This is a genomic window from Erwinia sp. TECH1, assembly GCF_054057575.1.
In genome coordinates this window covers 331,445-356,064 of the sequence record NZ_JBSRZK010000001.1, presented here as the reverse complement: position 1 = coordinate 356,064, position 24,620 = coordinate 331,445, and the positions used below count along the sequence as shown (strand labels likewise).

General features: G+C 61.6%; 14 protein-coding genes. 3 read left to right on the top strand and 11 right to left on the bottom strand.

Annotated features, from left to right (window positions below):
- Nucleotides 1–65 precede the first annotated feature (65 nt).
- From bcsC to bcsR, 5 genes are read right to left on the bottom strand one after another with little or no spacing between them, the layout of a single operon-like run.
- A complete protein-coding gene (gene bcsC, locus ACVWZ0_RS01545; protein WP_253456481.1) occupies nt 66–3,533 on the bottom strand; it encodes a cellulose synthase complex outer membrane protein BcsC in 3,468 nt (1,155 codons plus the stop codon).
- A complete protein-coding gene (bcsB, locus tag ACVWZ0_RS01540; RefSeq protein ID WP_253456485.1) occupies nt 3,533–5,830 on the bottom strand; it encodes a cellulose biosynthesis cyclic di-GMP-binding regulatory protein BcsB in 2,298 nt (765 codons plus the stop codon). The genes bcsC and bcsB (ACVWZ0_RS01540) overlap by 1 nt, the downstream gene beginning before the upstream one ends.
- 21 nt (nt 5,831–5,851) lie before the next feature.
- The gene (bcsA, locus tag ACVWZ0_RS01535; RefSeq protein ID WP_253456488.1) at nt 5,852–8,446 is read right to left on the bottom strand and encodes a UDP-forming cellulose synthase catalytic subunit; all 2,595 of its coding nucleotides are present in this window, start codon (nt 8,444–8,446) and stop codon (nt 5,852–5,854) included.
- The gene (gene bcsQ / locus ACVWZ0_RS01530; protein ID WP_253456491.1) at nt 8,443–9,171 is read right to left on the bottom strand and encodes a cellulose biosynthesis protein BcsQ; all 729 of its coding nucleotides are present in this window, start codon (nt 9,169–9,171) and stop codon (nt 8,443–8,445) included. The genes bcsA (ACVWZ0_RS01535) and bcsQ overlap by 4 nt, the downstream gene beginning before the upstream one ends.
- Nucleotides 9,171–9,374, bottom strand: coding sequence for a cellulose biosynthesis protein BcsR (gene bcsR / locus ACVWZ0_RS01525; protein ID WP_253456494.1), 204 nt, complete (start codon nt 9,372–9,374; stop codon nt 9,171–9,173). Before bcsR ends, bcsQ begins: the two co-directional genes overlap by 1 nt.
- Nucleotides 9,375–9,550: 176 nt before the next feature.
- Here bcsR and bcsE point away from each other — a divergent pair, with 176 nt between their 5' ends.
- The 3 genes from bcsE to bcsG are packed head-to-tail and all read left to right on the top strand — an operon-like array spanning nt 9,551 to nt 12,914.
- Entirely contained in the window at nt 9,551–11,083 is a 1,533-nt protein-coding gene (gene bcsE / locus ACVWZ0_RS01520) for a cellulose biosynthesis protein BcsE (RefSeq protein ID WP_253456497.1), read from the top strand.
- Nucleotides 11,080–11,265 (top strand): cellulose biosynthesis protein BcsF, encoded by a 186-nt coding sequence (gene bcsF / locus ACVWZ0_RS01515; protein WP_253456500.1) that lies wholly within the window; start codon nt 11,080–11,082, stop codon nt 11,263–11,265. Before bcsE ends, bcsF begins: the two co-directional genes overlap by 4 nt.
- Nucleotides 11,262–12,914, top strand: a complete 1,653-nt coding sequence (gene bcsG / locus ACVWZ0_RS01510; protein ID WP_253456503.1) for a cellulose biosynthesis protein BcsG — start codon at nt 11,262–11,264, stop codon at nt 12,912–12,914. The genes bcsF and bcsG overlap by 4 nt, the downstream gene beginning before the upstream one ends.
- Before the next feature lie 278 nt (nt 12,915–13,192).
- On the opposite strand, the gene ACVWZ0_RS01505 is transcribed toward bcsG, so the two are convergent.
- The 6 genes from ACVWZ0_RS01505 to bcsA (ACVWZ0_RS01480) all read right to left on the bottom strand — a co-directional run bounded on the left by ACVWZ0_RS01505 (nt 13,193) and on the right by bcsA (ACVWZ0_RS01480) (nt 24,601).
- Nucleotides 13,193–14,695: a T6SS phospholipase effector Tle1-like catalytic domain-containing protein gene (locus tag ACVWZ0_RS01505; protein WP_253456506.1), complete on the bottom strand. Its 1,503-nt coding sequence runs from the start codon at nt 14,693–14,695 to the stop codon at nt 13,193–13,195.
- Between the two features lie 244 nt (nt 14,696–14,939).
- Nucleotides 14,940–15,938, bottom strand: coding sequence for a glycosyl hydrolase family 8 (locus tag ACVWZ0_RS01500; RefSeq protein ID WP_253456509.1), 999 nt, complete (start codon nt 15,936–15,938; stop codon nt 14,940–14,942).
- An 11-nt stretch (nt 15,939–15,949) separates the two neighbouring features.
- Nucleotides 15,950–16,414: a cellulose biosynthesis protein BcsD gene (bcsD, locus tag ACVWZ0_RS01495; RefSeq protein ID WP_253456512.1), complete on the bottom strand. Its 465-nt coding sequence runs from the start codon at nt 16,412–16,414 to the stop codon at nt 15,950–15,952.
- A complete protein-coding gene (locus ACVWZ0_RS01490; RefSeq protein WP_253461164.1) occupies nt 16,414–20,163 on the bottom strand; it encodes a cellulose biosynthesis protein BcsC in 3,750 nt (1,249 codons plus the stop codon). Before ACVWZ0_RS01490 ends, bcsD begins: the two co-directional genes overlap by 1 nt.
- 2 nt (nt 20,164–20,165) lie before the next feature.
- On the bottom strand, nt 20,166–22,508 hold the full coding sequence (gene bcsB / locus ACVWZ0_RS01485; protein ID WP_253456515.1) for a cellulose biosynthesis cyclic di-GMP-binding regulatory protein BcsB: 2,343 nt from the start codon (nt 22,506–22,508) through the stop codon (nt 20,166–20,168).
- On the bottom strand, nt 22,505–24,601 hold the full coding sequence (gene bcsA / locus ACVWZ0_RS01480) for a UDP-forming cellulose synthase catalytic subunit (RefSeq protein ID WP_253456518.1): 2,097 nt from the start codon (nt 24,599–24,601) through the stop codon (nt 22,505–22,507). The genes bcsB (ACVWZ0_RS01485) and bcsA (ACVWZ0_RS01480) overlap by 4 nt, the downstream gene beginning before the upstream one ends.
- Between the last annotated feature and the right edge of the window lie 19 nt (nt 24,602–24,620).

Here is a 24,620-nt window from a genome sequence, read left to right as displayed (position 1 = left end):
CCTTGCAGCCAGGGGTCGATTAGGTGTTTTCCGACAGGAAATCGGCGCTCGGACAACACAGATCGCTATTTAAAGTCCGCATAAGGCGTCAGCGGCTGCGACGGCATATCGAGATCGCCTTCCCAACCCGCCATGGAATAGCGCAGATAAATCATGCCGTGGCTGGGCGTATAGTCCTCCGCCTGCTGAATATCCATTCCCAGGCCCAGCGTCCAGTGCGCGCTTAACCGACGCTCTACCGCCGCCTGCAGCGTATAGCCAAAGCCGCTGCTACTGCTGCTGGTGCCCTGCGGATTATCGCTGGTCAGCGCGCCGAAACTTAACGGATAGCGCGACTGCGCGTGGGTGCGGGAGTGGGACCAGGAAACCGAACCGCCCACGTCGAACGACCAGTTTTCCGTGCGCTGACGGTAATTGAGCGGCACCGACAGCGAGTTATAGGTTTGCGGGCTGTAGTAGCCGCCCTGGCCGAGCGAATAGTCGCTTAAGTCGCGGGTGTAGTGCCATAACATGCCGTTCAGGCCAATAGTTGCCCGTCGGTTGTCTTCGTTGAGCAGCTTATAGTAGTAGCCGACCATCAGCCGTTCACGGGCGTTGTCCTTGACGTTTTCACCGGTGATCTGATGGGCGCTGATATCGGCCCAGACGCCGTGCGCGCCGCCTTTGTCGTAGCTCAGGCCCACCGCGCCGCCGGTGGCGACCACGCCGCCCCAGGTTTTGCCGCTGGCGGTATTGGGATCGCGCGCGCCCGCGTAGGCCAGCAGCGAGCTGGAAATGGGACGGCGGGAGGCGGTGAGCGACACGCCAAGATCGCTCAGGCTGGTGTTCCAGGTGAAGCCGCCAACCCAGTTGGTTACCTCAAAGCCCAGCGGCGTGGTGCCGATATCCGCCGACCATTTGTCGCTGTTGTAGCCGACGCCAACGCTGGTGCCGTTCTGATGCTGGCGGAAATCCCGGTTGCAGGTTGCGTCAGCATTGGCGCAGGTGCCGAAATTTTCATCAATATTGCCGAGGCTGTTGGGCGAGAAGGTGCCCGCTGAAATATCCACGTTATCCAGCCGCAGCCAGCCTTTGCCCTGGCCGAACGGCGTTTCCGCCTGCGCCATAGTGGTGTGCGCGGTGAAATCGGATACGCCGCCGGTGCCTTTATTTCTGGCGTAATCCTCCGCCAGCGTCAGCGTGGTGTCCTGCTGGCGCGCCAGATCGGCCGCTTCGCTGCGGATGCCGCGCTTCAGCCAGTCATCCTGCTCGTTATTGCGCGTCAGCCGCGTATAGTCTTCGGTGCTTTGCGGCGCCGTCGTAGCGATGCCGCTGGCGACCATCGCCTGACGATAATCATACTGCGCGGCGGCAGGATCGTTCTGCGCCGCTTCCAGCCTTGCCGCATCGCGAAACACCAGCGCGCTGCTTTGCGAAGGCATCTCCTGCGCCGCCTTTGGCTTGAGCAGGCCATACAGCGTGGCGGCGCGGGCGGTATCGCCGACGCTTTGCGCCGCGTTCGCCACCCGCCGTCCGGTATTGACGCTGGCTTCCGCTACGGCCGACGGTAAAGCCTGCAACTGCTGTTTGGCGGCGGGCAGATCCCCTAACGCCACCAGCGCTTCGATTTCGCCCAGCCGCGCGTCGTTATTCTGCGGCTCTTTCTCGCCAACGTCGCGATAGCGCGTCAGCGCCTGCTGCGCATCGCCGCGCGCCAGCGCCCAGTCCGCCTCGGTCAGCGCAATGCGGCTGGAAGGCGGCAGCTGGCCCAGCAGGGCAACGGCCTGGCTTTCCTGGCCGTTGGCGCGCAGCTCTTCGGCGCGGGCAATAACCCTGTCCGTTTCCAGCCGATCGTTCAGCGCCTTAATGTTCGCGTCCCATTTTGCGGCGGGCAAAGCCTGGAGCTGCCGCATCGCCTCCTCTGCGCGATCGCTGCCGGAAAGATAGAGCGCGTAAGCATAGGCCTGCGTCGGCACGCCGGGCTGGCGCTGCGCCATTGCCGCCATCTGCCGATCCGCCGCCTGAGGCTGGCCCGCCTGACGCAGCGCGCCCGCCAGCCGATAGTTCAGCCAGATATCATCCGGTGCGCCCTGCTGCGCCTGGCGATACTGTTCCGCCGCCTCTGCCCAGCGCCCGACCGCCGCCTGTTTATCGCCTTCCGCACTCAGCGTGCTGCTGCGCAGGCTGGCGAGCGTCGCGCCAAGCGAGCGCTTCTGCGCCGCAGGCAGGCCGTTGATAAAGGCCAGCGCCTTTTCCGGCGACTGCTGTTGATAGAGCGTGACCAGCCGCTGCGTCGCCGTGGCGTTGTCCGGATCAAGCTGGCGCGCGCGGCGGAAAAGCGCCTCGGCGGCGTCGGCATTTTTCTGCGCCACCGCCACATCGCCCAGGCCAATCAGCGCGTAGCCGTCGGTGTTGTCCAGAGCTTGCGCCTGCTGATAGCTCCGCGTCGCGCCGCGAACGTCGCCTGCCGCCAGCGCTTTGTCGCCTGCGGCAATCGCCAGCCAGTAGCGGTTGGATTGCAGCAGGCTTTGCCACTTACCGATGTCCGTGCCCTGCGCATCTGCCGCCACGGCGCGCTGAAAATAGCCGTCCGCTTCTTCACGTTTGTTAGCGCGCGACAGCGCCTGACCCATCGCGCCCAGCAGATCGGGATCGTTGGGGCTGGCCTGTAGCGCCGCCCGCAGCGCCGGGATCGCCGCCGTGCTCTCGCCTTTATCGATCAGCGCCAGTCCGCGCAGCCGCTGTTGATAGGCGGGATCCGCCAGCATTTGCTCCTGCCGCGCCAGCTCAAGCTGACCGTCCGCCTGCGGTTTATCGCTGGTGAAGGTGCGCAGATAGGTTTGCAGCTGCGCCACGGTATGCGAGGTAATCGGCTGCGACCTGATGTCGTTCAGCCACAGCTCGGCGGCCTGCGTCCTTCCCGCCGGTTCGTTGGCGACCTCCTGTAGCTGCTTAATCGCGGCCGCGCGGTTGTCCTGGCTAAGCTGCATCTGCGCAATCGCCATTTTGACATTGACGTTGCCCGGCGCGTCCCGATCCAGCGCCTCCAGCTGCGTTAAGGCCAGCGGCTGCTGCTCGGGCAGGCGAGCCACCAGCCGCCAGTATTCCAGCGCGAGATCGCTGGAAGGAAACACGCCGTGGAACAGCTTGTCCCAGGCCGCTCGCGCCTCGGGAAGATGGCCGGAAGCCGCCAGCAGTCTGGCCTGCTGTAGCTGCTGTCGTCCTTCTTCGGCAACCAGCAGCAGGCTCGCTTCGGCCTGGCGAGTGGCTACCGCGTCGGGGGCGATTGTTTTCAGCCGCGTCAGCCTTTCCCGCGCCCGATCCTGCTGGCCCGAGCGCAAATCCTGACGGATCTGCGCCGCCAGCACCTGCGGATTGTCCGGCGCAATCTTTTCCAGCCGATAAAGCGACTGGCTGACCAGATCGAACTTGTTGGTCGCTTCGCCGACGCGCACCTGCTGTAGCAGCCAGTCAACGGGCGAAACTTGCGCCGTCTCGGCCGCCATGCCGCTCAGCGGCAGCAGCAGCGCGGGTGCCAGCCAGTGCGGGTTCATTACAGATCGTCCTCATCGCCTAAGCGACGGCGGCTGATGCTGCGCATTAAACGCCACAGCAGCAGCGCGAACAGGATCACCACCACGGCGGCAAACGCGGCCAGCATAATCGGATGCGTGGCCAGCGCGTTCCAGACGCGCTCCCACCACGGCAGATGGCCGATATACCAGGTGTCGCCCACGCGCAGGCTGTTCACGCCGGATTCCCGGATCACCGAGGCCGAACCGAAAATCGCCGCGCGTTTACCGCTGTCGATCAGCGCGCCGTTCAGCAGCTGCCAGGCGCGAGGACTGTCCGCCAGCAGCGCCACCACGCTTCGCTGGTCGTGGAAAGGTGATTTAAAGCTGACGATCGCCGCCATCGGCCCGCTGGAGCTGATGGTGGTCTGGCTTTCCGCGTACATGTCGTCAGTCGACAAAGGCCGCGTGGAAAAGTCGTTCTGGCGATTAGGCTTATTGACCCAGCTTTTCGCCGCGTCCACCAGCAGGTTGATTTTGCTGTCGTCCTTCAACGTCTGCGGGATTTCGCCAATCATCAGCAGATCGTCATCCTGCTCTTGCGCCTTGCTCCAGTCGTCGGTCATTTTCACTTTCAGCGCCGGATAGCCGGTCTGCGCAGAAATATTGCCCAGCGCGTTCAGCAGCGCGCTGACCTTGTCCGCCTCTGGCCGCGCGTTAACCAGCACCAGCGTTTGTGCCAGGTCGGCATTGCGGCTGAAAGGGAAACCCGCGTTGGCGAAGGCGCGCAGCGACGGCATCTGTATATAGTGGCGGTAGCCGGAGAAATCGATAGTGGAGTTATCATCAATCACCACGTGATTGGACACCGGGGTAACGGTGGCGCAGCGGCTCTCTTTCGTGGCGCTGTTATAGGTGCCGCCGTAAAAGAGGCTGGCGTAATCGAAGTCGAAGCGCAGCTGGTTTACCACGCCCAGGCGCAGCGCCGGAATGGTCAACTGGGTGCTGCTGTCGGTCAGACCCTGCACCAGCGGAATGCGCAGCAGCTGTCTGCCGTGGTCGTGCTTGCCCGACAGCGGATAATCCTGCACGAACTGGTTGTTCAGGTTAACCGCCAGCCGGGAGCCGTCTTCCTGCATCGGCGTGGTGTAGCGATAGGTGATATTCATATCGATGCCGCGCGCGCGCACCAGGAAGAGATCCGGCGGCAGTTTCAGCGTCAGCGCAATGGGGTTCGGCTGTAGGCCGTCGCTCTGTAGCTGGTTGGCATACTGTTGCAGCTCGCCAAAGGTGGTCGGCCTGTCGGTGCGCACCCAGTTCGGCGCGTCATACGGCTTGCGGGGCATCAGCTCTTTCACCTCGTCCACCGTTGCGCTTTGCCCGCGCAGCAGCACCTCGCCCTGCGCAATCCCCTGCACCGCCTTCAGCAGATCGTTATCGTCGCGTCCCATCACCAGCAGCATTTTCTCCCAGGGATTTTGCGGCTGATTGACGATGGCAATGGTCGGCTTATCCACCGGCGGCAGCGTTTTTAAAAAGTCCGGCCGCTGGTCGTTGGTGGCAAACACCACCGCGTGCTGCTGCTCCGGCAGCTGGTTATAGAGCACCGGAAACGACTGCCCGCGCCAGTCCGCTTTGGTGCCGAACCAGGAAGCCAGCACGGCGGCGGCTTTTTGCTGTCCCAGGCCCGGCGCGCCGGCAAAGACCATTGGCAGGATCAGCGGACGGTTATCGCGCGAATCAAAAAACGGCTCCGGGAAATGCGAAAGATCGTCCTGCAGCGGCAGCTTTTGCAGCGTCAGCGCCAGCGAGCTTTCCTTGCCGATATCCAGCCAGACGGCGCTGTTAGCGGGGTTTTCGCACATATTGGCGTAGTGGCCGACCAGCTCCAGCCGGACGCGGTTAAAGTCGCTGATAAAACGCGGATCCAGCGGCAGCTGGATCTGGCTGGTTTTGCCTGCCTGATCCTGCGCGATCGGCACCAGTCCGACCATTTCATCGTTCAGATAGACCTTAAGATGCGAAACCACAGGCAGCAGCGCAGGCGAAGGGCGATAGCTGAGCGTCAGCAGCGCTTTGGTCACCAGCTCGTCGCTGCGCACGCCGAATTCAATCTGCCCCTGGGTTCGGGTGCCGGTCAGCGTGAAAACGCCCGGCGGCGGCGCGATCTGGGCAAAAGTGCGCGTCACATCGCGTACCGGCGCGGCGGGATCGACAGCGACCGGCGCGGCAGGCGCGTCCGTAGCGGTCATCGGCAGCGGCGCAGAGTCGGGCGCCGCCCAGGTCAGCGGCATAACGCCCATCAGAACAGCAGTGAACCAGCGTAGTTTTCTCGTCATCGTTTCATCATCAACTTTGCGTCAGTGGATCGTGGGATCGGGTCGCCCTGGGCCCCTCGGGAAAAAGGAAGCCAGCCAGCTGGTCAGACGCGTCAGCCCGGCAAACAGCCCGCGCAGCGGCTGCGGGCCGTACTCCGCCAGGCGCAGATAGCCTTTAAAGCCCAGCACCATAATGTCAGCGAAGCTCTGCATCGGTTTGTCTTCAGGAAAACTGTCCTGCCACAGCGCCCAGGTATCGGCGCGGGCGAAGGTGCACTGGATAAATTCCACGTGCTGTCCGGTAGTCAGCTCATGCAGGCGGATCCCGGCGCGGCGGCCAAAGGTACGCTGCACCACACAGGGAAAACTGAATTCCTGCTGGCCTCGCCGCAGCAGCAGCCAGACCTTTTCATGTTCCTTCAGCTGGTTTTCCTCGCGCAGCTCCAGGCCGACGCCGCCGTCGGAGTAGTCGCGCAGCGTGCACGGCAGCATATGGCCATCTTCACGAGCCAGCGCCGCCGGCATGGCGATCTCTACCCTGTGCGCTTCACGCAGCTGGCGCGCCTCGACGGAGACCGCCACCGCGCCGCCCAGGATAATCATGTTGTAAATCACCCAGACCACGCTGACGAGCACCGTCAGGATTTCCGTGGGCGGGCCATAGTTCAGCCGCCAGACGGCAGCTATCAGACCGGCGACGTTAATCAGCACCAGCAGCATATAGGGCCGGGTGATCACCCAGTCGAGATGCTGCTCTTCCACCAGGCCGCCCTTGGCCGTCACGTTGAATTTGCCCTTATGCGGATTGAACAGCGCCACCGTGGTCGGCCGCGCGATATACCAGGCCAGCACCGTTTCGTAGACCTCGCTCCAGAACGAGTGTCGCCAGCGGCCCTGAATACGCGAGTTGGTCAGGCTGGTGTGCAGCATATGCGGCAGCACGAAAATGGCGATAGCCAGCGCGGGAGCAAAAATGATGTAGGCGTGAAAAAGCAGAAAAGCCAGCGGCGCGAGCAGGAAGATCAGCCGGGGAATGCCGGAAAGGAAGTGCAGCATGGCGTTGGCGTAGCAGAGCCGCTGCACCAGCTTCAGCCCTTTGCCCGTCAGCGGATTATCCAGCCGGAAAATCTGCACCATGCCGCGCGCCCAGCGGATGCGCTGCCCGATATGGGCAGACAGGCTTTCTGTCGCCAGCCCGGCCGCCTGCGGAATACGAATATAGGCGGAGGTGTAGCCTTTGCGGTGCAGGCGCAGCGAGGTATGCGCATCCTCGGTCACGGTATCCACCGCGATGCCGCCGATTTCATCCAGCGCGGTACGTCGGATCACCGCGCAGGAGCCGCAGAAAAACGCGGCGTCCCACACGTCGTTGCCGTCCTGCACCAGCCCGTAGAACAGCGTGCCTTCGTTCGGCGTCCGGCGGAAGCGGCCCAGGTTGCGTTCAAAAGGATCGGGCGAAAAAAAGTGGTGCGGCGTTTGCAGCATCGCCAGTTTGGGGTCTTTCACAAACCAGCCCAGCGTCATTTGCAGGAACGAGCGCGTCGGCACGTGGTCGCAGTCAAAAATCGACACGAACTCGCTGCGGCAATGGGTACGCAGTGCGTGGTTGATATTGCCCGCTTTGGCATGTTCATGCGTTGGACGCGCCACGTAGTGCACGCCGATTTTCTCCGCAAAGGCGCGGAACTCCTCGCGATTGCCGTCATCCAGCACGTAAATATTGAGCTTGTCTTTAGGCCAGTCGATCCCCAGCGCGGCGTACAGCGTGGGCTTTACCACGCTCAGCGGCTCGTTATAGGTCGGCACCAGCAGATCTACCGTCGGCCAGCTGCTGATATCTTCCGGCATGGAAACCGGCGGACGATTAAGCGGCCACAGGGTCTGAAAATAGCCGAGGATCAGCACCACCCAGGCATAGGTTTCCGCCGCGATCAGCAGCACGCCGAAGGTCAGGCTCAGCGGATCGTCCCAGTTCAGCGTCGAGGTGTAGCGCCACCACAGATAGCGGCAGGAAATCGTCAGCGACAGCACGATCAGCATCATGGTCGACAGGCGGCCAGGGATGCGCCGTACCACCATCGCCACGCCCCACAGCAGCGCGACAAAGATAAACTGCGTAAAGAGATCGAACGGCTGCGAGATGCAAAGCAGCGCCAGCGCCGTAGCGATCGCAATCGCCACGCCGAACAGCGCTTTACGCAGCGTTGGCGGCACGCGACGCAGCTGGCGTTCAACCCGCTTTTCCATGTCGCGCGCGGCCGCTTTTTCCGGCAGCTTGTCCAGCCAGTTATAGAAGCGCTGGCGCGGCGTTCTCAGGGTATAGCGGCCTGCACGCTCGCTGAGCGAGACGCCGTTAAAAGGAACCACCAGCAGCAGCCACAGCGTTTGCAGCAGATAGCGTAAAATATCCGCAGGATGCGGCCTTTCCGGCGAAATATGCGGATAAAGGCGGCGACGCTGCGCCTGAACCCGCTGCCAGGCTGGCGTTTCAAAACGGAGGAAGGCCCAGCCGAGCGTGACCCAGAAGCACTGGAGCGCGGCGGTTGCCGCCGACGCGCCGTGTTGGCGATAGCCCGCATAGCGTTCGTGCAGCGCCGCCGTTGCGGCGGGCATCAATAGCCAGTGCAGCGACCTCATGCGCGCGCCTGCAGATTAATCAGCGCCCAGCTGGCGAAGGTCATCATGCCTTCCGCTGCCAGGCTGTGTGGCCGGTATTCGCCCAGCGGCTGCTTGCTCATCAGCGCTTCCGCCACCGCTTCATCACGATGCAGGGTTAAAGGAATAAAGTTGTTCAGGCTGTTGACCCAAAGCTGATGCAGATCCTGCTGCGCCTTGCTGACCGGGGAAAACTGATTGAGCAGAAACAGCGTGTTGGTGGGGAAAGTTTGCTGAAACAAACGAATATGACAGTTAGCGTCCGGCGTCACCACGCTAAGGATATGGTCGGCCAGCGCCACCATGGCTCGCGTCCAGGGCGTATCGCCAGAGGGCACGTCGAGCAGGATCCAGGGGTAGAGCTTTCTTAACGCGTCGATTTGCGTCAGCCAGGCGTGGGCGTATTTTTCCGGATGGCGAATAAAATCCATCCGTTCATCGTCGTTAAGCCGCCCCGCAGGCACAAAATCCAGCCCCGGCGCGTAGCGCAGCGCGCTCTGCTGCCACGGCTGCCCGTCCATGGCCGCCCGCAGCCAGCCGCGCGACTGCCCCACCGGCATATTAAAGTGCATCCGCAGCAGATTATCGGCCGATAAATCGACGGTAATGACCTGTTCGCCCAGCTGATTGAGCGCCCAGGCAAAAGCAGCGGTCAACGAGGTCGCCCCGGCGCCGCCTCTGACGCTCTGTAGCGCAATCACCGCCATTACTGCTCTCCGGACGACGTAGGATCGGCCAGCTCGGCCAGCTCGGCCAGCAGCGGCCAGCGGTCCAGGATCCCGGCCAGCCTTTCCTGGCGATCGATATCGATATAGCGCCAGTTCTGTAGCGAAAAAGCGCGTTCCAGTTGCGCAATATCGTCCTGGGTTCCACGCGCCAGCGGCCGCGTTTTGTCAGACTGTTGACTCATAGAGATAGCCCCAGAAGGCAGCAAAAAATTCCCCCCGAGCAAGAAAATTCTTAGGTCGGGTGCAGGTCGGTTTGCTATAAGTTGTAATGTATATTAGCCAGAATACAATGATGCTACTTCATTTTTTAACTGGACTACACTCTAGCCGTAGAACAAGCCGGGTTGCGAAATATCTTATGACACCTCCATTTACGTTAGGATTTGAACAGGTCAGAGATGAGTTGATGCTGATGCAGCCGTCGGGATGTTACTGGCTGACGGCCAACCGTCAGGAAGACGCCCGTTGTCTGGCCCGTCAGTGTATCGCCGCGCAGCATACCGTTACGCTGATAGCGTCAGGCCTGGCACCGGATACGCTGCTTTCGCCCGCGCCCGTCGGCGGGCCTGCGGCCATCCCGCTTTTCTCTCTGCCGGAGACCCGTCGGGCGCTGCACGCTTTTACCGACGATCTGGCTCGCGTGTTGTCAGAAAAACCTCGTCTGGTCCTGTTTTTTGCCCCCGCTTCCCTGTGGGAAAAGTTAACTCAGGACGAGCTGCGGCTGTGGACAAAAAAGATACAACACTTTCTTAATGCTAAACCCATCACGCTGCTAATCATTAGCTTTGGTTCAGTAATCAACGCGCTGCGCACCCGGCTGCAAAGTCTTTATCGTCATGTCGATGGCCTGGCGCAGCTGGACTGGCAGCAGGACTGCTGGGATTACCGCATCAACTGGTGGGCTAACAGCGGCGGAATGCTGGCCGATCGCGCATTACGTCTGGATCTGAATATGGACCACTTCAGGCTGTTGGAGGCAGAGCAAAGCACGCCGCTGACGCTGAACGACGAAGCGCTCTATCTGGCGGAGAAAACAGTACTGGAAGGCGCGCCGCCGCTGTCGAGCCAGTGGACGCTGTTTGACAGCAATGCGGAACTGCACAACCGCGCGCAGCAGGCCAGCGCGGCAACGGTGATTTTCAGCCTACAGCACAACGACCAGATCCCGGCGCTGGCGGAACAGATCCATAGCCTGCGCCGCACGCGCGGCAGCGGGTTGAAAATCGTGGTGCGGGAAATGCGGGCGTCGCTGCGCTACAGCGACGAGCGGCTGCTGCTGGCCTGCGGCGTCAACAGCATCGTGCCGATCAACGCCACCATGTCGCGCTTTCTGACCATGCTGGAAGGCATTCAGGGACAATCCTATAACCGCCACGTGCCGGGCGATCTCAGCGCGCTGATGAAGTCGATGCAGCCTTTGCAGGCGCGTGGCTATCTGCCGCTGGCGGACTTTTGCCAGTCGGTGACGCTGCTGGTGAACAATACGCTGCTGCCGGAAAACGGCAAAGGGCTGCTGGTGGCGCTGCGTCCCGTGCCGGAGCTGAAGCCGGAGCAGGCGCTGACGCTGTGTAAGCCGCGTCGCTACGGCGATCTGGTTACCCTGCTGGACGACCGGCTCTATCTGTTTCTCTCCTCCTGCCGCTTCAGCGATTTGAATACCGCACTGAAATTTATTTTTCATCTGCCGCACGACGAGATTTTTACCAACCGGCTGGTCTGGCATGAAGACTTGCAGATCCTGTCGGAAGTCCGCCAGCTGACCAGCAAGGTGCCGACCGCCTGGCGGGATGCGCCCGCGCCTGTCGCCGCGCCGTCGGCGTCGGCCGTGACCGCTCCGCAGGCGCGCCGTCAGCCGCACAATATCACCCTTGGCCAGGACACCACGACATGACATTAATGGATGGAGTGCAAATCCTGATCCTGGCGGTGCTGCTGCTGCTGTTACTGAAACCCTTTTACGCCCGCTGGCTGCCCAGGCAGTGGCGGGGACTGGTGCTGCGGGTCACGCCGCCTCGCGCGCTGAAGTACGAAGGCCTCTGGCGGCGTAACTCTTCAAAATCGGATAAGACATGAGTCAACCAAAGACCCGAAAGCCAACGCTCCTGCTGCACTGGCGCGGTCTCGGCGGCTGGAATTTCTATTTCCTGATCAAATTCGCGCTGCTGTGGTTTGGTTATCTGAATTTCCACGCCCTGACCAACCTGGTATTTCTGGCATGGCTGCTGCTGCCGCTGCCCAACGAGCGGCTGCACCGCTGGCGCAACTGGATCTCCGTTCCCATCGGCCTGGGCCTGTTCTGGCACGATACCTGGCTGCCCGGCCCGCAAAGTATTCTCAGCGAAGGCAGCCAGCTGGCCGGTTTCTCCGGCGCCTATCTGCTGGATCTGGTTAACCGTTTCGTTAACTGGCAGATGATTGGCGCCGGGTTCGTGATGCTGGTGATCTATCTGTTTGTCTCCCAGTGGGTGCGCGTGTCGGTGCTGGTGTCGCTGATGCTGCTGTGGATCAACGTGGTCAATATGGCCGGGCCTTCCTTCGCGCTGTTGCCGACCAAAGAGGCGACGCCGCCGGTGGCGCTGAATACCGCGGCGCAGCCGAACAAAGCCGCGGCCAACGCCAACGCGATGGATCAGTCGGCGCCGCCGACCAGCGCCAACCTGACCGCCTATCTGAATAAGTTTTACGCCAGCGAAAAACAGCGCGTAACGACTTTTCCCGACACGTTGCCTGCCGATTCAGCGCCGTTCGATATTCTGATCGTCAACATCTGCTCGCTCTCGTGGTCCGATGCGGAAGTGGCTCAGCTACGCGATCATCCGCTGTGGAAGCATTTCGATATCGTGCTGAACAACTATAACTCCGCCACCGGCTACAGCGGCCCGGCGGGGATCCGTCTGCTGCGCGCCAGCTGCGGCCAAACCTCGCACAGCGATCTTTATAAGCCGACCGATCGCCGCTGCTATCTGTTCGATAACCTGGCAAAGCTGGGCTTTAAAGAGCAGCTGATGATGGATCATACCGGCGTGTTCGGTAACTATTTGCAGGAGCTGCGCGACGATGGCGATCTGCAGGCGCCGCTGATGTCGCAGGCCGGTATCAGCGCGTCCTGGACCTCGTTCGACAGCACGCCGGTCTTTAACGACGGCGAACTGATGCAGCGCTGGCTGGATGAACGGCAGAAGAGCGCGGACGCCCGCACCGCCACCTTCTATAACCTGATCCCACTGCACGACGGCACCCGCGAGCTGGGCAGCACCAAAACCGCCGCCTGGCAGCCGCGCGCTAAGCTGCTGTTCGATCAGCTTGATACCTTCCTGACCAATCTGGATAAATCGGGTCGTCGGGTAATGGTGATGATCGTGCCGGAGCACGGCGCGGCGCTGGAGGGCGATAAAATGCAGATGTCCGGCCTGCGCGATATTCCCAGCCCGAACATCACGCACGTGCCCGTCGGCATTAAGTTTGCCGGGATGAAAGCGCCGCACCAGGCGCAGCCGATGACCGTGGAGGCGCCGACCAGCCTGCTGGCGCTCTCCGATCTGGTTTCCCGCGTGGTGGACGGCCAGGTGTTCAACGCCGCCAACGTCAATATGTCGGTGCTGACCGAAAACCTGCCGCAAACGCAGGTGGTGTCGGAAAACGACAACGCGGTGGTGATGATGTATCAGGGCAAGCCGTGGATCCGGCTGAACGGCGGCGACTGGGTGGCCTATCCGCAATAGCGGAAGGGGCATCGGCAGATGCCCCTGAGGTTGTTGACAAACTCATTCTCCGCCATCAAGTCGCTTTCAGGCCGGTGAAAAGCAGCAGAGGCAGATCGGAACACGGACACGCCGTGAATCCGTCCATGGAGGCTCGTTTCGCGCGTCCATGCGCGACCGCCTATCCGCTCAGCCTCTGCCGCTGAGAAACAGCTGAGTTGCTGTAAAAAACGCCAGGATACCTCGGCTATTTAGGTTTGTCAGCAGTCTGAGGGGCATCGGTCGATGCCCCTTTTTGCTCAGGTCATTTTTTTGCCGTTAAGATCGTACACCGTGCGCCGCCAGCGGTTATCGGGACGATTAACGAAAGCACCCTGCTCAACCGGCCTGACGGCATGAATAATGTTGCCGTCAGCATCGGTTTGCACCTCGTTCCAGTTGGCCGAACAGTGCAGATAGTCTGCCGCCAGTAAAGCGATTTCCTCCTCGCTGAAGCCGACCGCTTCCCGCCCGTGGCGAGCGGCATGGCTCAGCGCCAGCGCTTTGTCACACAGCTGCAGCAGCTTATCCGGTAACGCCAGCGCCTGGTCGGCTCCATCAATAGCGGTAAATACCACGCCCGCCGCCCGGGCCGCCTCCATCATCACCCTCAGCGCCACTTTCGCCCAGTCGTTGCGCACGGTGCGCCGCAGTACCGCCGCCGCGCCGCTGCGTTTTTGCAGCATTCCGTAGCGATCGGCGGGCATCCTGTCGTCAAACCAGCTGCGTATTTCTACCTCGCCGTTATCAACGTAAGGCGCAATCGCCGGATAGCCGCGCAGGGCCTCCAGCGCTTTGCTGGCGGCGCGGTAGACCCTGGTCTCTTCGTCCGGGGTAGAGAGCGGCACGGTTTCAAACTGCGGGCGGGTCAGAAAACAGCTTTCCTGTTCGACAGCGTGATAGCCGCCGCCGATATCCGAATGGGCGCCCGGCAGCGCCACCTCAGGCCAGGCAGGCCGCACGCTGTTCAGCGCGAAGTTAAAGCGGCATTCGTGCTGCGCGGTAAGATGAAAGACTTTCTCCGCCACGCCGGGCCGCAGCGCCAGATTGACGTCGCCGCTGTCCGCGCTGTTAGGGTTCAGACCGTTCGCCAGCGTCGCCACGGCGGCTACCGTATCAAAGAGGCCCAGAAAACGGGTTTTCCCGGCTGGCGAACCGCGATATTCCACGCCCTCCAGCCCTCTTTCGATCGCTTCAATAAGGGCGCTGTCGCCATTAAACACGCGATTGGCAAAATGGCGCGCGGCGGCGGCGCCCCGGCTGAAGCCGAAAAGATCGAATTGCAGCTCGTTGATAACCAGGTTCGGCTGGCGGATAGCGTAATTGCGCAGCGCCTCAACCAGCGCGGCAACGGCTTTGTTGGTTTTCGCCACGATGCCCCGGCTGCCCGTGCCGAACGCCATATTCAGCGCCCTGTCCGCCGCGCCCGCTTCCGTGCCGATGCCGTCGATATAAAGACGCTGCTGGCTCTGCCCACCCGCAAGGTCGGTAGCGTACAGCGAATGCAGCCGATGGATGTTGGTGTAGTGACCAATATGGCTGCCGAGGGCGCTATCGCGAAAGCCCAGCGTCTGCTTTGCGGCCTGCCGCCAGGCCGCCAGCGCTTCGCTGTCCTCCGGCGCAGGGCCGCCCGTCTCCAGACTGCTGCGGGCGTTCAGCGCGTTATTGCCCGTGCCATCAAAAAAGATGCCGAGGGTGAGAGTGACGACGGCTTGCTGCTGTGCGCTCTGGTCGTCCGCAGAGGCGCGCAGTAGCAGGCTCATCTGGGTATCCGGTCAGTTTCAGGGGCGGCCAGTAAGCCGCTATAGCCGGATCAATACAAGGGGTTTACCGTCGCCAATTTTGCCGGGCACGCGGTAAAAATTAGTAGGGTATTCAAATTGTTAATTATTTCAGGCGGGGAAGGAGGTGGTCTTGTATCGCCGAAGAGAACGCGCACGACGGCTGACGGGAAACCTTCCGCAACAGACAGGCCGTTGCGGAAGGTCAATCGTCACGGAAAGGATATTACTGGCTCTTATAAGCCAGCCAGGCCAGCAGCTGCAGGCTGGCAGAGTAATAATCCTGATCCTCCGTCAGCTGGTCGCTGAGGTAGCCGGTCTGATTCAGGGTTAAATCACGCACCGCCAGCAGGCCGCCAGCCATATTGTAAGGCGCCTTATTACCGTTGCTGACGTCGATCCACGCGGGCGTTTTACCACGCGCGAAGCCCGTCCAGAAATGCTGGAAAGGCACCAGCCGCAGGCTCTGCGCATCGTACCAGTAGAGATAAAGCGGCACGCGGATAGCATCGTAAGAGAAGCGCGGCGGCCAGCCAATGCCGGGCGCGACGCTGCCGTCAGCGTTCAGCGCTACCCAGTCGGTTGGCAGCGCGGCGTCGCCGAAACGCATTTTCGGCAGCAGATCCATCCCGCTGTCGATCAGGTTCGTCCACACCTTAAGATGGCTGCGCGCGGCAAAATCCCGCCAGGCCGGGAACAGGAAATAAGAAGGATTCAGCACCACGTAGCTGGTTTTATTAAACCCCCGATCGCCCGGCAGCATCACGGTGTGGCCCGCGTAGGTAATCACTTCTTTGGCGACAATGGCGCGCTGAATAGCATCGGACGCCTGCAGCCAGGCGTTGTTCTGCCATTTCTGGCCCGCTTGCAGCAACGCCCAGGCGATCAGCACATCGCCGTCGGAGGCGCTGTTCTTATCCGCTACGGGATCGGTCGCGTCAGGCACGTATTTCCAGTAGAACAGCCCATTTTGCGGGTTTTTCAGGTGCTTTTGCGTCCAGTTCCACAGGTTAGCGAAGCTTTCGCGATCGTTATTGGCGACCGCCAGCAGCATGCCGTAGCCCTGGCCTTCGGTGTGGCTGATATTTTTGTTGCCGGTATCCTGAATACGGCCTTCACTGGTTAAAAAGCGGCTTTTAAAGGTGCTCCAGCCGTCGGCGGCGCTGGCCTGCATACAGCCCAGCACCATTACAATCATCAATACGCTCGCCCTGAGCAGAGTCATGGATAGATTCCTTACAGCTGATAGCGAAAAGTAGCAGTCGTGCTGCCGGTATCGAGGCAGGTCAGCGAAACGGTCGGGCTGCCGCCCTGCTCGCCCAGCCAGCGGGCGTAGAGGCCGCTCAGCACCGCGCCCAGCGCCTGCCGCCACTGTCGGTCATCCATCTGACCGCCTGCCGACGGCAGGGCCATATGGTGGATCAGCATCGCGGTTTCATGCGGCTGCACGTCGACAAAACCCCAGTTAAAACGCGCCAGCGCCAGATTGATCTGCTGTTCCAGCTCGCCAACGGTGCGCGCCGCGCCCAGCGGATAACGACCGGCCAGGCTGTCGCCCATCTGCCGTAAAAACGCGTGGCTTTCCTGCTCGCCCGCGTTGTTCAGCATGCCGTTAATCATCAGGCTCAGCAGATCGAACCAGCCGGGCTGATACTGCTGCTGGCGGTAGTAGTTCAGGGTACGTTCCTGAAATTCACTCATTATTTGTCTCCGAGCCTGTAACGGAAGTAAAGTTGAGCCGTGCTCTCGTTGTAGTCACCAAAGGTGTCGTAACCCAGCTGACCGCCAACGGTGACGTCCTTGCTGACCTTATAATCCGCGCCCGCATGAAGATTATAGCCAATGCCGTTTTTACTGCCGCCCGCGTAGTAAGCCTCGGTGGCGTAACCGGCGTCATAGTAGCTTTGCAGCTCTGCCTGTTTGCCCGGATCGGTCGGGAAGTAGGCGCTGCGATCCTGGGAGTAAGACTGATAGCCCACGGAACCGCCCATTTTCACCTTCAGATCGTCGTAGTTTTTGCTCCAGTCCACCGGGAACGACACGGCCACGAAATCCTGCGGGCTGAAGTAGCCGCCCTGGCCGTAGCTGTAGTAGCTGAGGTTCTTTGAGAAATCCATCCAGCTCATGCTGATGCCGGTTTTCAGCTCGCTGTTACCGTCGTGATAAGGACGCACGTAGGCGCCGGCCGTGCCGTTCAGGCTCTGGTTGCTGGCAACGTTCTCACCGATATAGCTGTAGCCGCCTGCGCCAACATAAAAACCGGCGTCGCCGTTGTCATAGCTCAGCAGCGCGTTGCCGCCGTTTTTGGTGACGGCGCCCCATTTTTTACCGCTCAGCTTGTCTTCGGTGCCGACATAAGAGAGCAGGCTGTCGGTGACGGCGCGCCGTTCGCCGGTCAGGATCAGCGTCAGATAGTCGGTGAGCTTCGGCGACCACTGGATGCCGCCCACCAGCGTGCTGAGATCCTGGCCCAGCGGCGTCGATCCCAGGTCGATCTTAAAGTTGTCATTGGTCAGGCCCAGGTTGACCTCTACACCGGAGGCGGTCTGCGATCCTGGCGAGTTGAGCAGCACGGCCGAAGGCGCGCTGTTATTCGCCTGGGCGATGCGGCCCTGCTCCAGCGCCTGGGTGCCGACGCGCGCGAGCGACGTGCCCGACGCGCTGCCCGCGTTCAGCGTCACCGGCGTCAGCGTAAAGTTGAAGCGCGTATCGCCGTAAGGCACGCTTGACCAGCTCAGCGGCGCTTTGGCCTCGGTCAGCTTGCTCAGGCCCGTTTCGCCGTCGCGTCCTCTGACCTGCACACCGCCCTGCGCCCAGCTGCCGGTACGTTCCTGTAAGCCGTCTATCATGGTATCGATCTGGTGCAGCGTTCGCGCCTGCTGTGAGGCTGCTTCGGTGTCGGCACCATTACCCGTCGGCGCCTGCTGCCACGGCATTACGCCGCCGTAGGCGGAAGGCGATTTGCGCGCTATCAGCGTGGTGCGATCCACAAACGGGTTATCCGCCAGCGCCATGCCACCAATCACCGGCGTCGGGCCACCCTGCACACCAATCATCCTGCCGCGCGCGCTGCGCAGATAAGCCAGCGCCTGCTGGTGGTCACCGTCGGCTTCGGCCACGCGCGCCATCAACAGCAGGCGCTCCGGCGTCTGTTCGCCCTGTAATCCCGCCATCAGCGCTTTGGCTTTCGCTAGGTCGTGCGTCGCCAGCGCCACGTCGATAGCGCCCACGCGCGCATCCTGCATTGGCGTGTCGCGGGTCATCAGATAGTCATAAACCACGCCCGCTTCTTTGTTCATTTTGCCGGACTGATAAAGGCGGCCCATCGCAAACATCAGATCGCTGTTCTGCGGATCGCGCTGCAGCGCGCCGATCAGCTTGTCGTAGGCCGCCGCATATTTGCCCTGAGTGCGCAGACGTTCGGCTTCGTTGATCAGATAGCCGTTCTGGATACCGGCCAGCTGGTCTGGCGTACTGTTAGCCTGAAGCGTCGGGCTGCTCAGGAAGCTTTGCGCTTCGCCGCTCAGTCCGGCCTGGTTCAGCACCGCGACCTGAAGCGCGTAATCGCCCGCGTTGCCCTGCACGCCGCGCTGCATATTGCCGCGCACCACGGCGACGGCCGCATTGAGATCGCCCGCGTCGGCCAGCCCTTTCGCCAGGCTGCCCGCATCCGCCGGGTTGGTTGGCGGATTCACCGTCAGCGCCCGCAGCGTGTTGGCCGCTGCGACCGTCGATCCCTGCGCCAGATACTGCTGCGCGACCGCCATTTGCAGATTGAAGTTCACGCGGCGAGAAAGTTCACGCATGTCGCCGTTCTGCTGATGAACGCGCGCCAGCAGCGACTGCGCCTGCTGCCAGGCACCGCTTTCGCTGGCGAACAGCGCGGCGGCATAGATTTCACTGCTGCCGGCGCTGGCGCGGAAAGCGGGCTGCATCACGCCAGCCGCCTGCGCGGTGTCTCCCTGCTGCTGATAAAGGCGAGCCAGGTCAAGCCGCAGCCAGGCATCGTTCGGAAAACGCTGCATCCCGGCGGACAGCAGCGCAATAGCCCGCTGAGGATGGCCGGACTGCGCCGCCTGTTTGGCTTCGCGGCGCAGCGGATCGCTGGTAACACCGGGACGCGGCGCGACGCTGGCCCGCACGCTTTCCGGCAGCGCGGCGAGCAGCGCGTTGGCCTCGCTGCCCCGGTTCTGCTGGCGCAGCACGTAAAACAGGCCTTCCTTCGCCGGACGGTTATCCGCATCGCTTTGCAGAATGGCGCGATAGGTTTGTTCGGCGGCGTCCAACTGATTGTTGCGGCGCTGCACGTCCGCGCGGAACAGCTTCGCCGCCATGCCTTTTTCGCCTTCCGCCTGGCTCAGCGGCTCGCTCAGACTCAGCGCCTGCGCGACGTCGCCCGTCTTCAGCGCCTGCTGCGCGGCGGCCAGCTGGCCGTAGAAACGGGCATCGGCAGCCTGCTGCTGGCGCTGCTGGCCGTTATCGCCGCCCTGCTTCGCCGCGCGTTCGAGGTAGTCGGCGGCCGCCGCATAGTTGCCGCTGCGCTGCGCCACATAGCCCAGCCCCGCCAGCGCGTCGGCGTCTTCGGGATTGGCCTGCAAGACATGATCGAAGGCGTTCTGTGCACCGGACACGTCGCCGCTGTTCAGCGCGGTAAAGCCTTCGCCTTTTTCCGCACCGCCCGCGTTTTTACGGAAATAGTCCATTACCGCGCTGTCCTGCGGATGGCGTTGCTGCCACGCCTGGTAGAGCGGCGCATCTTCCGGCTTCGCGGCCAGCCACAGCATCGCCTGGCGCAGCGAGCGATCGGCATCGTCATTGCCCTCTGCCATGCCGCTTAACGTCTCCATGCCTTCGCGTCGGGTGGCGGCGTCGTAGGTCAGCGCCTTGCCCAGCGCCAGCCTGGCACCGGTATCCTGCGGATGGGCGGCGGCGAACTGGCGCAGCGCGTCAACCGCCTGCGGCAGCAGCGTGCGGTCGCCCGCCATCGTCAGATAGTATTCGGCGGCCACGCTGGCCGGCGGCTCGTTGCCGCTGAAGGTGTTGCGCCAGGTTTGCAGCGAGGCGGCGATATTGCCGCTGCGGGCCTGCTGACGCGCCAGCGCCAGCTGCGCCGCAGGGATGGACTGAAGCTGACGGGCGTTATCCAGCTCGCTCAGCCGTGTATCCTCTGGCGACGCTTTGCTGAGCCGCTCGCGGAAGGCGGACGCCGTTGTTTTATCGCCGCTCTGCTGCGCCCACAGCGCCATCAGATACAGAGCCTGGACGTTATTGCCGTCCACCATCAGCACCTTATTCAGCGCGTCACGCGCCAGCTCGTCATGCGCCTTCTGATGCCAGTAGTTAGCCTGGTCGAACAGCGCCTGCAGGGCCGGATTAGCGCCGGTGGAAGCCGCGCCCGCCGCCAGCGTAATGCACGGCAGGCCCAGCGCGATAAGCGTTTTGATCGTCATAGTCATTTTTTCTCGCCCGGCGTCTGCCGCTCGTGCTGCGGATTCAGCCGTTTCCAGGCGTGCCGCTTCAGCAAAATAAAGGTGCTCAATCCCACTATGGTGGAGAGCAGCAGCGCTATCAGCGCCAGCACGACCGCGTGCTGGCTGGCATACCACACCACCATCATGTACCACGGCATTTCCCCGCTCGGGAACTGCGCGCCGACGCGGAAACTGCGGATGCCGTTTTCGCCGGTGATTATCGCGGTATCGCCCCGGATCCCGGCGTTAATGCGCTGCAATTTCAGGTCATTATGCAGGCTCGCCAGCTGCGCATCGTCGGTCGCTACGGTCGCCACCACCACGTGTGAAGGGCTCCACGGCGAGCGATAGCTGATAAAACCGCGCCAGTCTTCGTTAGAAGAGAAATAGCGATCCGCATCCACCGCCTGGCGACTCCAGTCGCCGGCCAGCCAGCCGCGCAGGTTATCCAGCAGCGTCGGCTCTTTCACGCCCAGGGTGTGGCCGTTTACTTCAAACGGCGAATGCCGCAGCAGCGCCTGGTTGAAGTCGCTTTGCGCCAGCGTGGAGAACGCCAGCACGTCGCTGTTGCGCAGCCAGTCAGGCTTGCCGGCGGGCACGCCGAACAGCACGCGGTTGCCGCTCAGCGCCACGCCGGTAGCGCTACCGGCACGTCCCGCCATATCCAGCAGCGCGCCGATCTCCGCATCGCTGGGCGAGGCAGGCAGCAGCAGCACGGTTTGCGAATAGTCAGCAAAGCGCGTAAACGGAAAAGCGGCGCCGACAAAATAGGAAAGATTCGGCAGCAGAGTGAAGTGGCGCGTATGGCTCAAATCGATCCAGGCGTCATCCTCGATGCGGCTTTTGATGTTGTTATTGGTCAGTACGCTGCACGGCGCGCTGGCCTTCGGCTTGATGTTGAAATAGAGCTGGAGCTGGTTGTCGCCGTAAATCAGATAAGGGTCGAACTTCAGGGTGTATTTCTCCTGACGCGCGTCGCCGCCCAGCCGGTGCCAGATGTTTTCCAGCAGCCCGACTTTATTTACGGTCAGATTGCGCAGGAAGGTGCCGTTCAGACTGACGTTGAGGAAGGAGTTATCTTCATCAATCCAGCTTTCCGACGGGAAACGATAGTTCAGCTGCACCGGCACCGTTTCGCCATCCCACAGAAATAAATCAGGCGCGGCGCGGAAGTTTACCTTCAGGGCATCGTGCCAGAGGCCGGTAGTGGTCAGGCTTTGATCCTTGCGCAACAGCTCGCTCAGGCGCACCGGCCGATCGGTGTTGATCCAGCGCGGCGCATCATAGGCCTTGCTCGCGGGAATTGCCTGGCGACCGACCGCCAGCGAGTCGCTGTCAACGCTCAGCGGCTGGGTCAGTCGCCACGCGGCCTGACGCAGATCGTCATCATTATTGCCGATCACCAGCATCAGCTTGTAAACCGGGTTAATCGGGTTATCGACCATCTGCAACGTCGGCCCGTTCACCTGCGGCACGGTTAAGCCTGCGATGGTTTCGCCTGGCTTCGCGAAGACAATGCCGTTTTTCTCCGGCATATCGTTACGCAATACCGGGAAGTTGACGCCGCGATAGTCGGTCTGGATCCCCAGCCAGGAGGAGACGGTCGCCGCCGCGCTGACTTTGCCCGGCGTGACGGCCGCGCCAAACACCATCGCGATGCTGGCGGGCGTCATGCGCTGCGCATCAATAAACGGGCGCGGGAAATTACGCAGTTTATTGCCGATATTCAGCTGCTGCCCTTCAAGCGCCAGCGTGGTGGCAGGCAGAATAGTCACCTGATAGCGATCGTTATCGCGCTCGCACAGCAGCCGATCCGCGTCGTTGATCTTAAAGCTCAGGTTGTTGCTGGACACCACCATCGCGGCCGGAATATCCAGCTGATACTCTTCGCTGGCGCTGTCGGAAGCGCTCAGCGGCAGCGTGCCCAGCGGCTGACCGTTCAGCATCAGCTGCATGGAAGCGTTGCGCGCCGCCAGCGCTTTGGAGACCCTGAGCGACAGATTCAGCCGCGCATTGGTGATCACCTCATCAGCGGGCAGCGTAAAGACGATGCCGGACTGCAGCTGGCTGCCGGTCAGCAGAATGCCGTTGGCCTGGCCCATCTGCGCCACGGAGATGGTGCTGGTCAGCGGCTGATTCAGCAACGCCACCGGCGCGGCGTTATCGGCGATGGGCGGCAGCGGCGGCAGATCTTCTGCCGCTCCGGTTCCAGCCGGCGGCGGGATCTGCGACAGCGCGCTGCTGTCCTGCGTCACGCTGTCGGCGGCATACGCCTGTCCCAGCGTCATTACGCCAAGACAAAGGATGGCTAAAAGCTTTTTCATGCCGCGCTATCCTCATTGGCCTTGAGTGCCTGACGTTTGGCGCGCCGGTCTTTCCAGGTGAGCCAGAACAGTTCGAAGACGGTGCGGACGATGGTCAACAGCGAGCGCAGCGGCTTGTCCTTCGGCCCTTCCGGCTTGATCCACGCATCGGCGCGGGCGAGCACCACGCGCACCAGTTCACGACGGCGCGACAGCGGGATTTCAGCAAATTGCAGGCGGATCACGCCGTCATCTGCGCCAATCGTGCTGACAGGAAGCGAGATCGCGCCGGAGTGCAGCATCAAATCGATCGCCTCAATAACATCCGTTTCATGACGGCTGTCCGGCGCCGTGACCTGCACGCCGCCCATAGAAAGGTTCACCGTGGTGGAGCGCGACGAAATGCCGCTGGCGTAATGCATGATCACCGGAATATCGACGTCGATACGAATGGTTTTGCGCGTCTGTTTGGTTTCACGCGCCACGGCAATCGCGGCCATCAGAATAATCAGGCTGAACAGCGCCCAGCCAACGTTAAGCGCGATAACGTAAGGATCGACGCCAAAATAGTTATGCGCTGCGGCGCGCACGACGCCGCTGACCACGCCCGCCAGCAGCAGGGCGGCGCAGATTACGTGCGGACGCACGATGTTAAAGTCGAAAAAGCCGGTATTCAGCAGGCCGCCTTTGTCGGTGACGTTGAATTTGCCGTGCTTCGGCGAAATCATGGTCAGCAGCGTGGGGATAACCAGATGGAAAGCCATCACCGTTTCGTAGATCTCGCCCCAGAAGGTGGCGCGGAAACGCCCGTTCATCCTGGAGTTGACGTACAGCGACATCACCAGATGCGGCAGCACGTAGGCGAAAATCAGGCTGGCGGAAGAGTGAATAATATTCAGGTCAAACAGCAGGTAAGCCAGCGGCGCGGTCAGAAAGATCACGCGCGGCAGGCCAAACTGGAAGTGCAGCATGGCGTTCAGGTAGCACAGACGCTGCTGCCACTTCAGACCGCGCCCCAGCAGCGGATTATCGACGCGGAAAATCTGCGTCATGCCGCGCGCCCAGCGGGTACGCTGAATAATATGCAGGCCCAGACGTTCGGTCGCCAGACCGGCGGCCAGCGGCAGCGCCAGGAAAGCGGATTTCCAGCCGCGACGCTGCATTTTCAGGGCGGTATGCGCATCTTCGGTCACGGTTTCGGTGGCGAAGCCGCCGATCTCTTCCAGCGCGCTGCGGCGGATAACCGCACAGGAGCCGCAAAAGAAGGTCGCGTTCCAGTTATCGTTGCCCTGCTGAACCGGGCCATAGAACAGCGCGCCTTCGTTCGGGATTTCACGCGCGGCCTTCAGGTTACGCTCGAAGGGATCCGGCGAATAGAAATAGTGCGGCGTTTGCAGCAGCGCCAGCTCGGGATCTTTCAGGAAAGGCGCGACGGTGGCCTGCAGGAACGTTCGGGTCGCCACGTGGTCGCAGTCAAAAACGGTAATCAGCTCGCCTTTGGTGATGGTCATCGCGTGATTCAGGTTGCCCGCCTTGGCGTGGCGGTTGTCGTCGCGCGTGATGTAGCCCACGCCGACATCGGCGGCGAAAACCGCGAACTCGCTGCGCTTGCCGTCGTCCAGCAGATAAATTTTGAGCTTGTCGCGAGGGTAATCGATGCACTGCGCGGCCAGCACGGTATCACGCACCACGTCCAGGCTTTCGTTATAGCTCGGCACGTAAATATCGACGGTCGGCCACAGGCTGATATCATCCGGCATCGGCTCAATGGTTCTTTTTAACGGCCATGACGTTTGCAGATAGCCTAAAAGCAAAATTACCCAGACATATACCTCGGCAATAAATAAGCCGACGCCCAATATAGCTTCGATTTCGGAATTAAAAGCCAGGGTCTCCGTCGCGCGCCAGTATATATAGCGCGTTGACATCAAGGCCGAAAGAAACACCATTACCATGGTAATTTTACGGCTTTTGCTGAGGCCCAGCACGAAAAGAAGGGCGATGGCGATCAGGCCGAAAATATATTGTTTCTGGCTGTCCATCGGCGTGATAACAATCACTGCGGCCAGCGGAAATAATATCAGCAGCTGCAGGTAATACAGGACTTTTTTCATAAGTCATCCTGAAAACAAA

Excerpts from the sequence above, each read along its gene's own strand:
- bcsR (WP_253456494.1), bottom strand. The coding sequence starts at position 9,374 with ATGAGTCAACAGTCTGACAAAACGCGGCCGCTGGCGCGTGGAACCCAG.
- bcsE (WP_253456497.1), top strand. The coding sequence starts at position 9,551 with ATGACACCTCCATTTACGTTAGGATTTGAACAGGTCAGAGATGAGTTG.
- bcsA (WP_253456518.1), bottom strand. The coding sequence starts at position 24,601 with ATGAAAAAAGTCCTGTATTACCTGCAGCTGCTGATATTATTTCCGCTG.
- ACVWZ0_RS01500 (WP_253456509.1), bottom strand. The coding sequence starts at position 15,938 with ATGACTCTGCTCAGGGCGAGCGTATTGATGATTGTAATGGTGCTGGGC.
- bcsB (WP_253456485.1), bottom strand. The coding sequence starts at position 5,830 with ATGACGAGAAAACTACGCTGGTTCACTGCTGTTCTGATGGGCGTTATG.
- bcsD (WP_253456512.1), bottom strand. The coding sequence starts at position 16,414 with ATGAGTGAATTTCAGGAACGTACCCTGAACTACTACCGCCAGCAGCAG.
- bcsG (WP_253456503.1), top strand. The coding sequence starts at position 11,262 with ATGAGTCAACCAAAGACCCGAAAGCCAACGCTCCTGCTGCACTGGCGC.
- bcsQ (WP_253456491.1), bottom strand. The coding sequence starts at position 9,171 with ATGGCGGTGATTGCGCTACAGAGCGTCAGAGGCGGCGCCGGGGCGACC.
- ACVWZ0_RS01490 (WP_253461164.1), bottom strand. The coding sequence starts at position 20,163 with ATGACGATCAAAACGCTTATCGCGCTGGGCCTGCCGTGCATTACGCTG.
- bcsA (WP_253456488.1), bottom strand. The coding sequence starts at position 8,446 with ATGAGGTCGCTGCACTGGCTATTGATGCCCGCCGCAACGGCGGCGCTG.
- bcsB (WP_253456515.1), bottom strand. The coding sequence starts at position 22,508 with ATGAAAAAGCTTTTAGCCATCCTTTGTCTTGGCGTAATGACGCTGGGA.
- bcsF (WP_253456500.1), top strand. The coding sequence starts at position 11,080 with ATGACATTAATGGATGGAGTGCAAATCCTGATCCTGGCGGTGCTGCTG.
- ACVWZ0_RS01505 (WP_253456506.1), bottom strand. The coding sequence starts at position 14,695 with ATGAGCCTGCTACTGCGCGCCTCTGCGGACGACCAGAGCGCACAGCAG.
- bcsC (WP_253456481.1), bottom strand. The coding sequence starts at position 3,533 with ATGAACCCGCACTGGCTGGCACCCGCGCTGCTGCTGCCGCTGAGCGGC.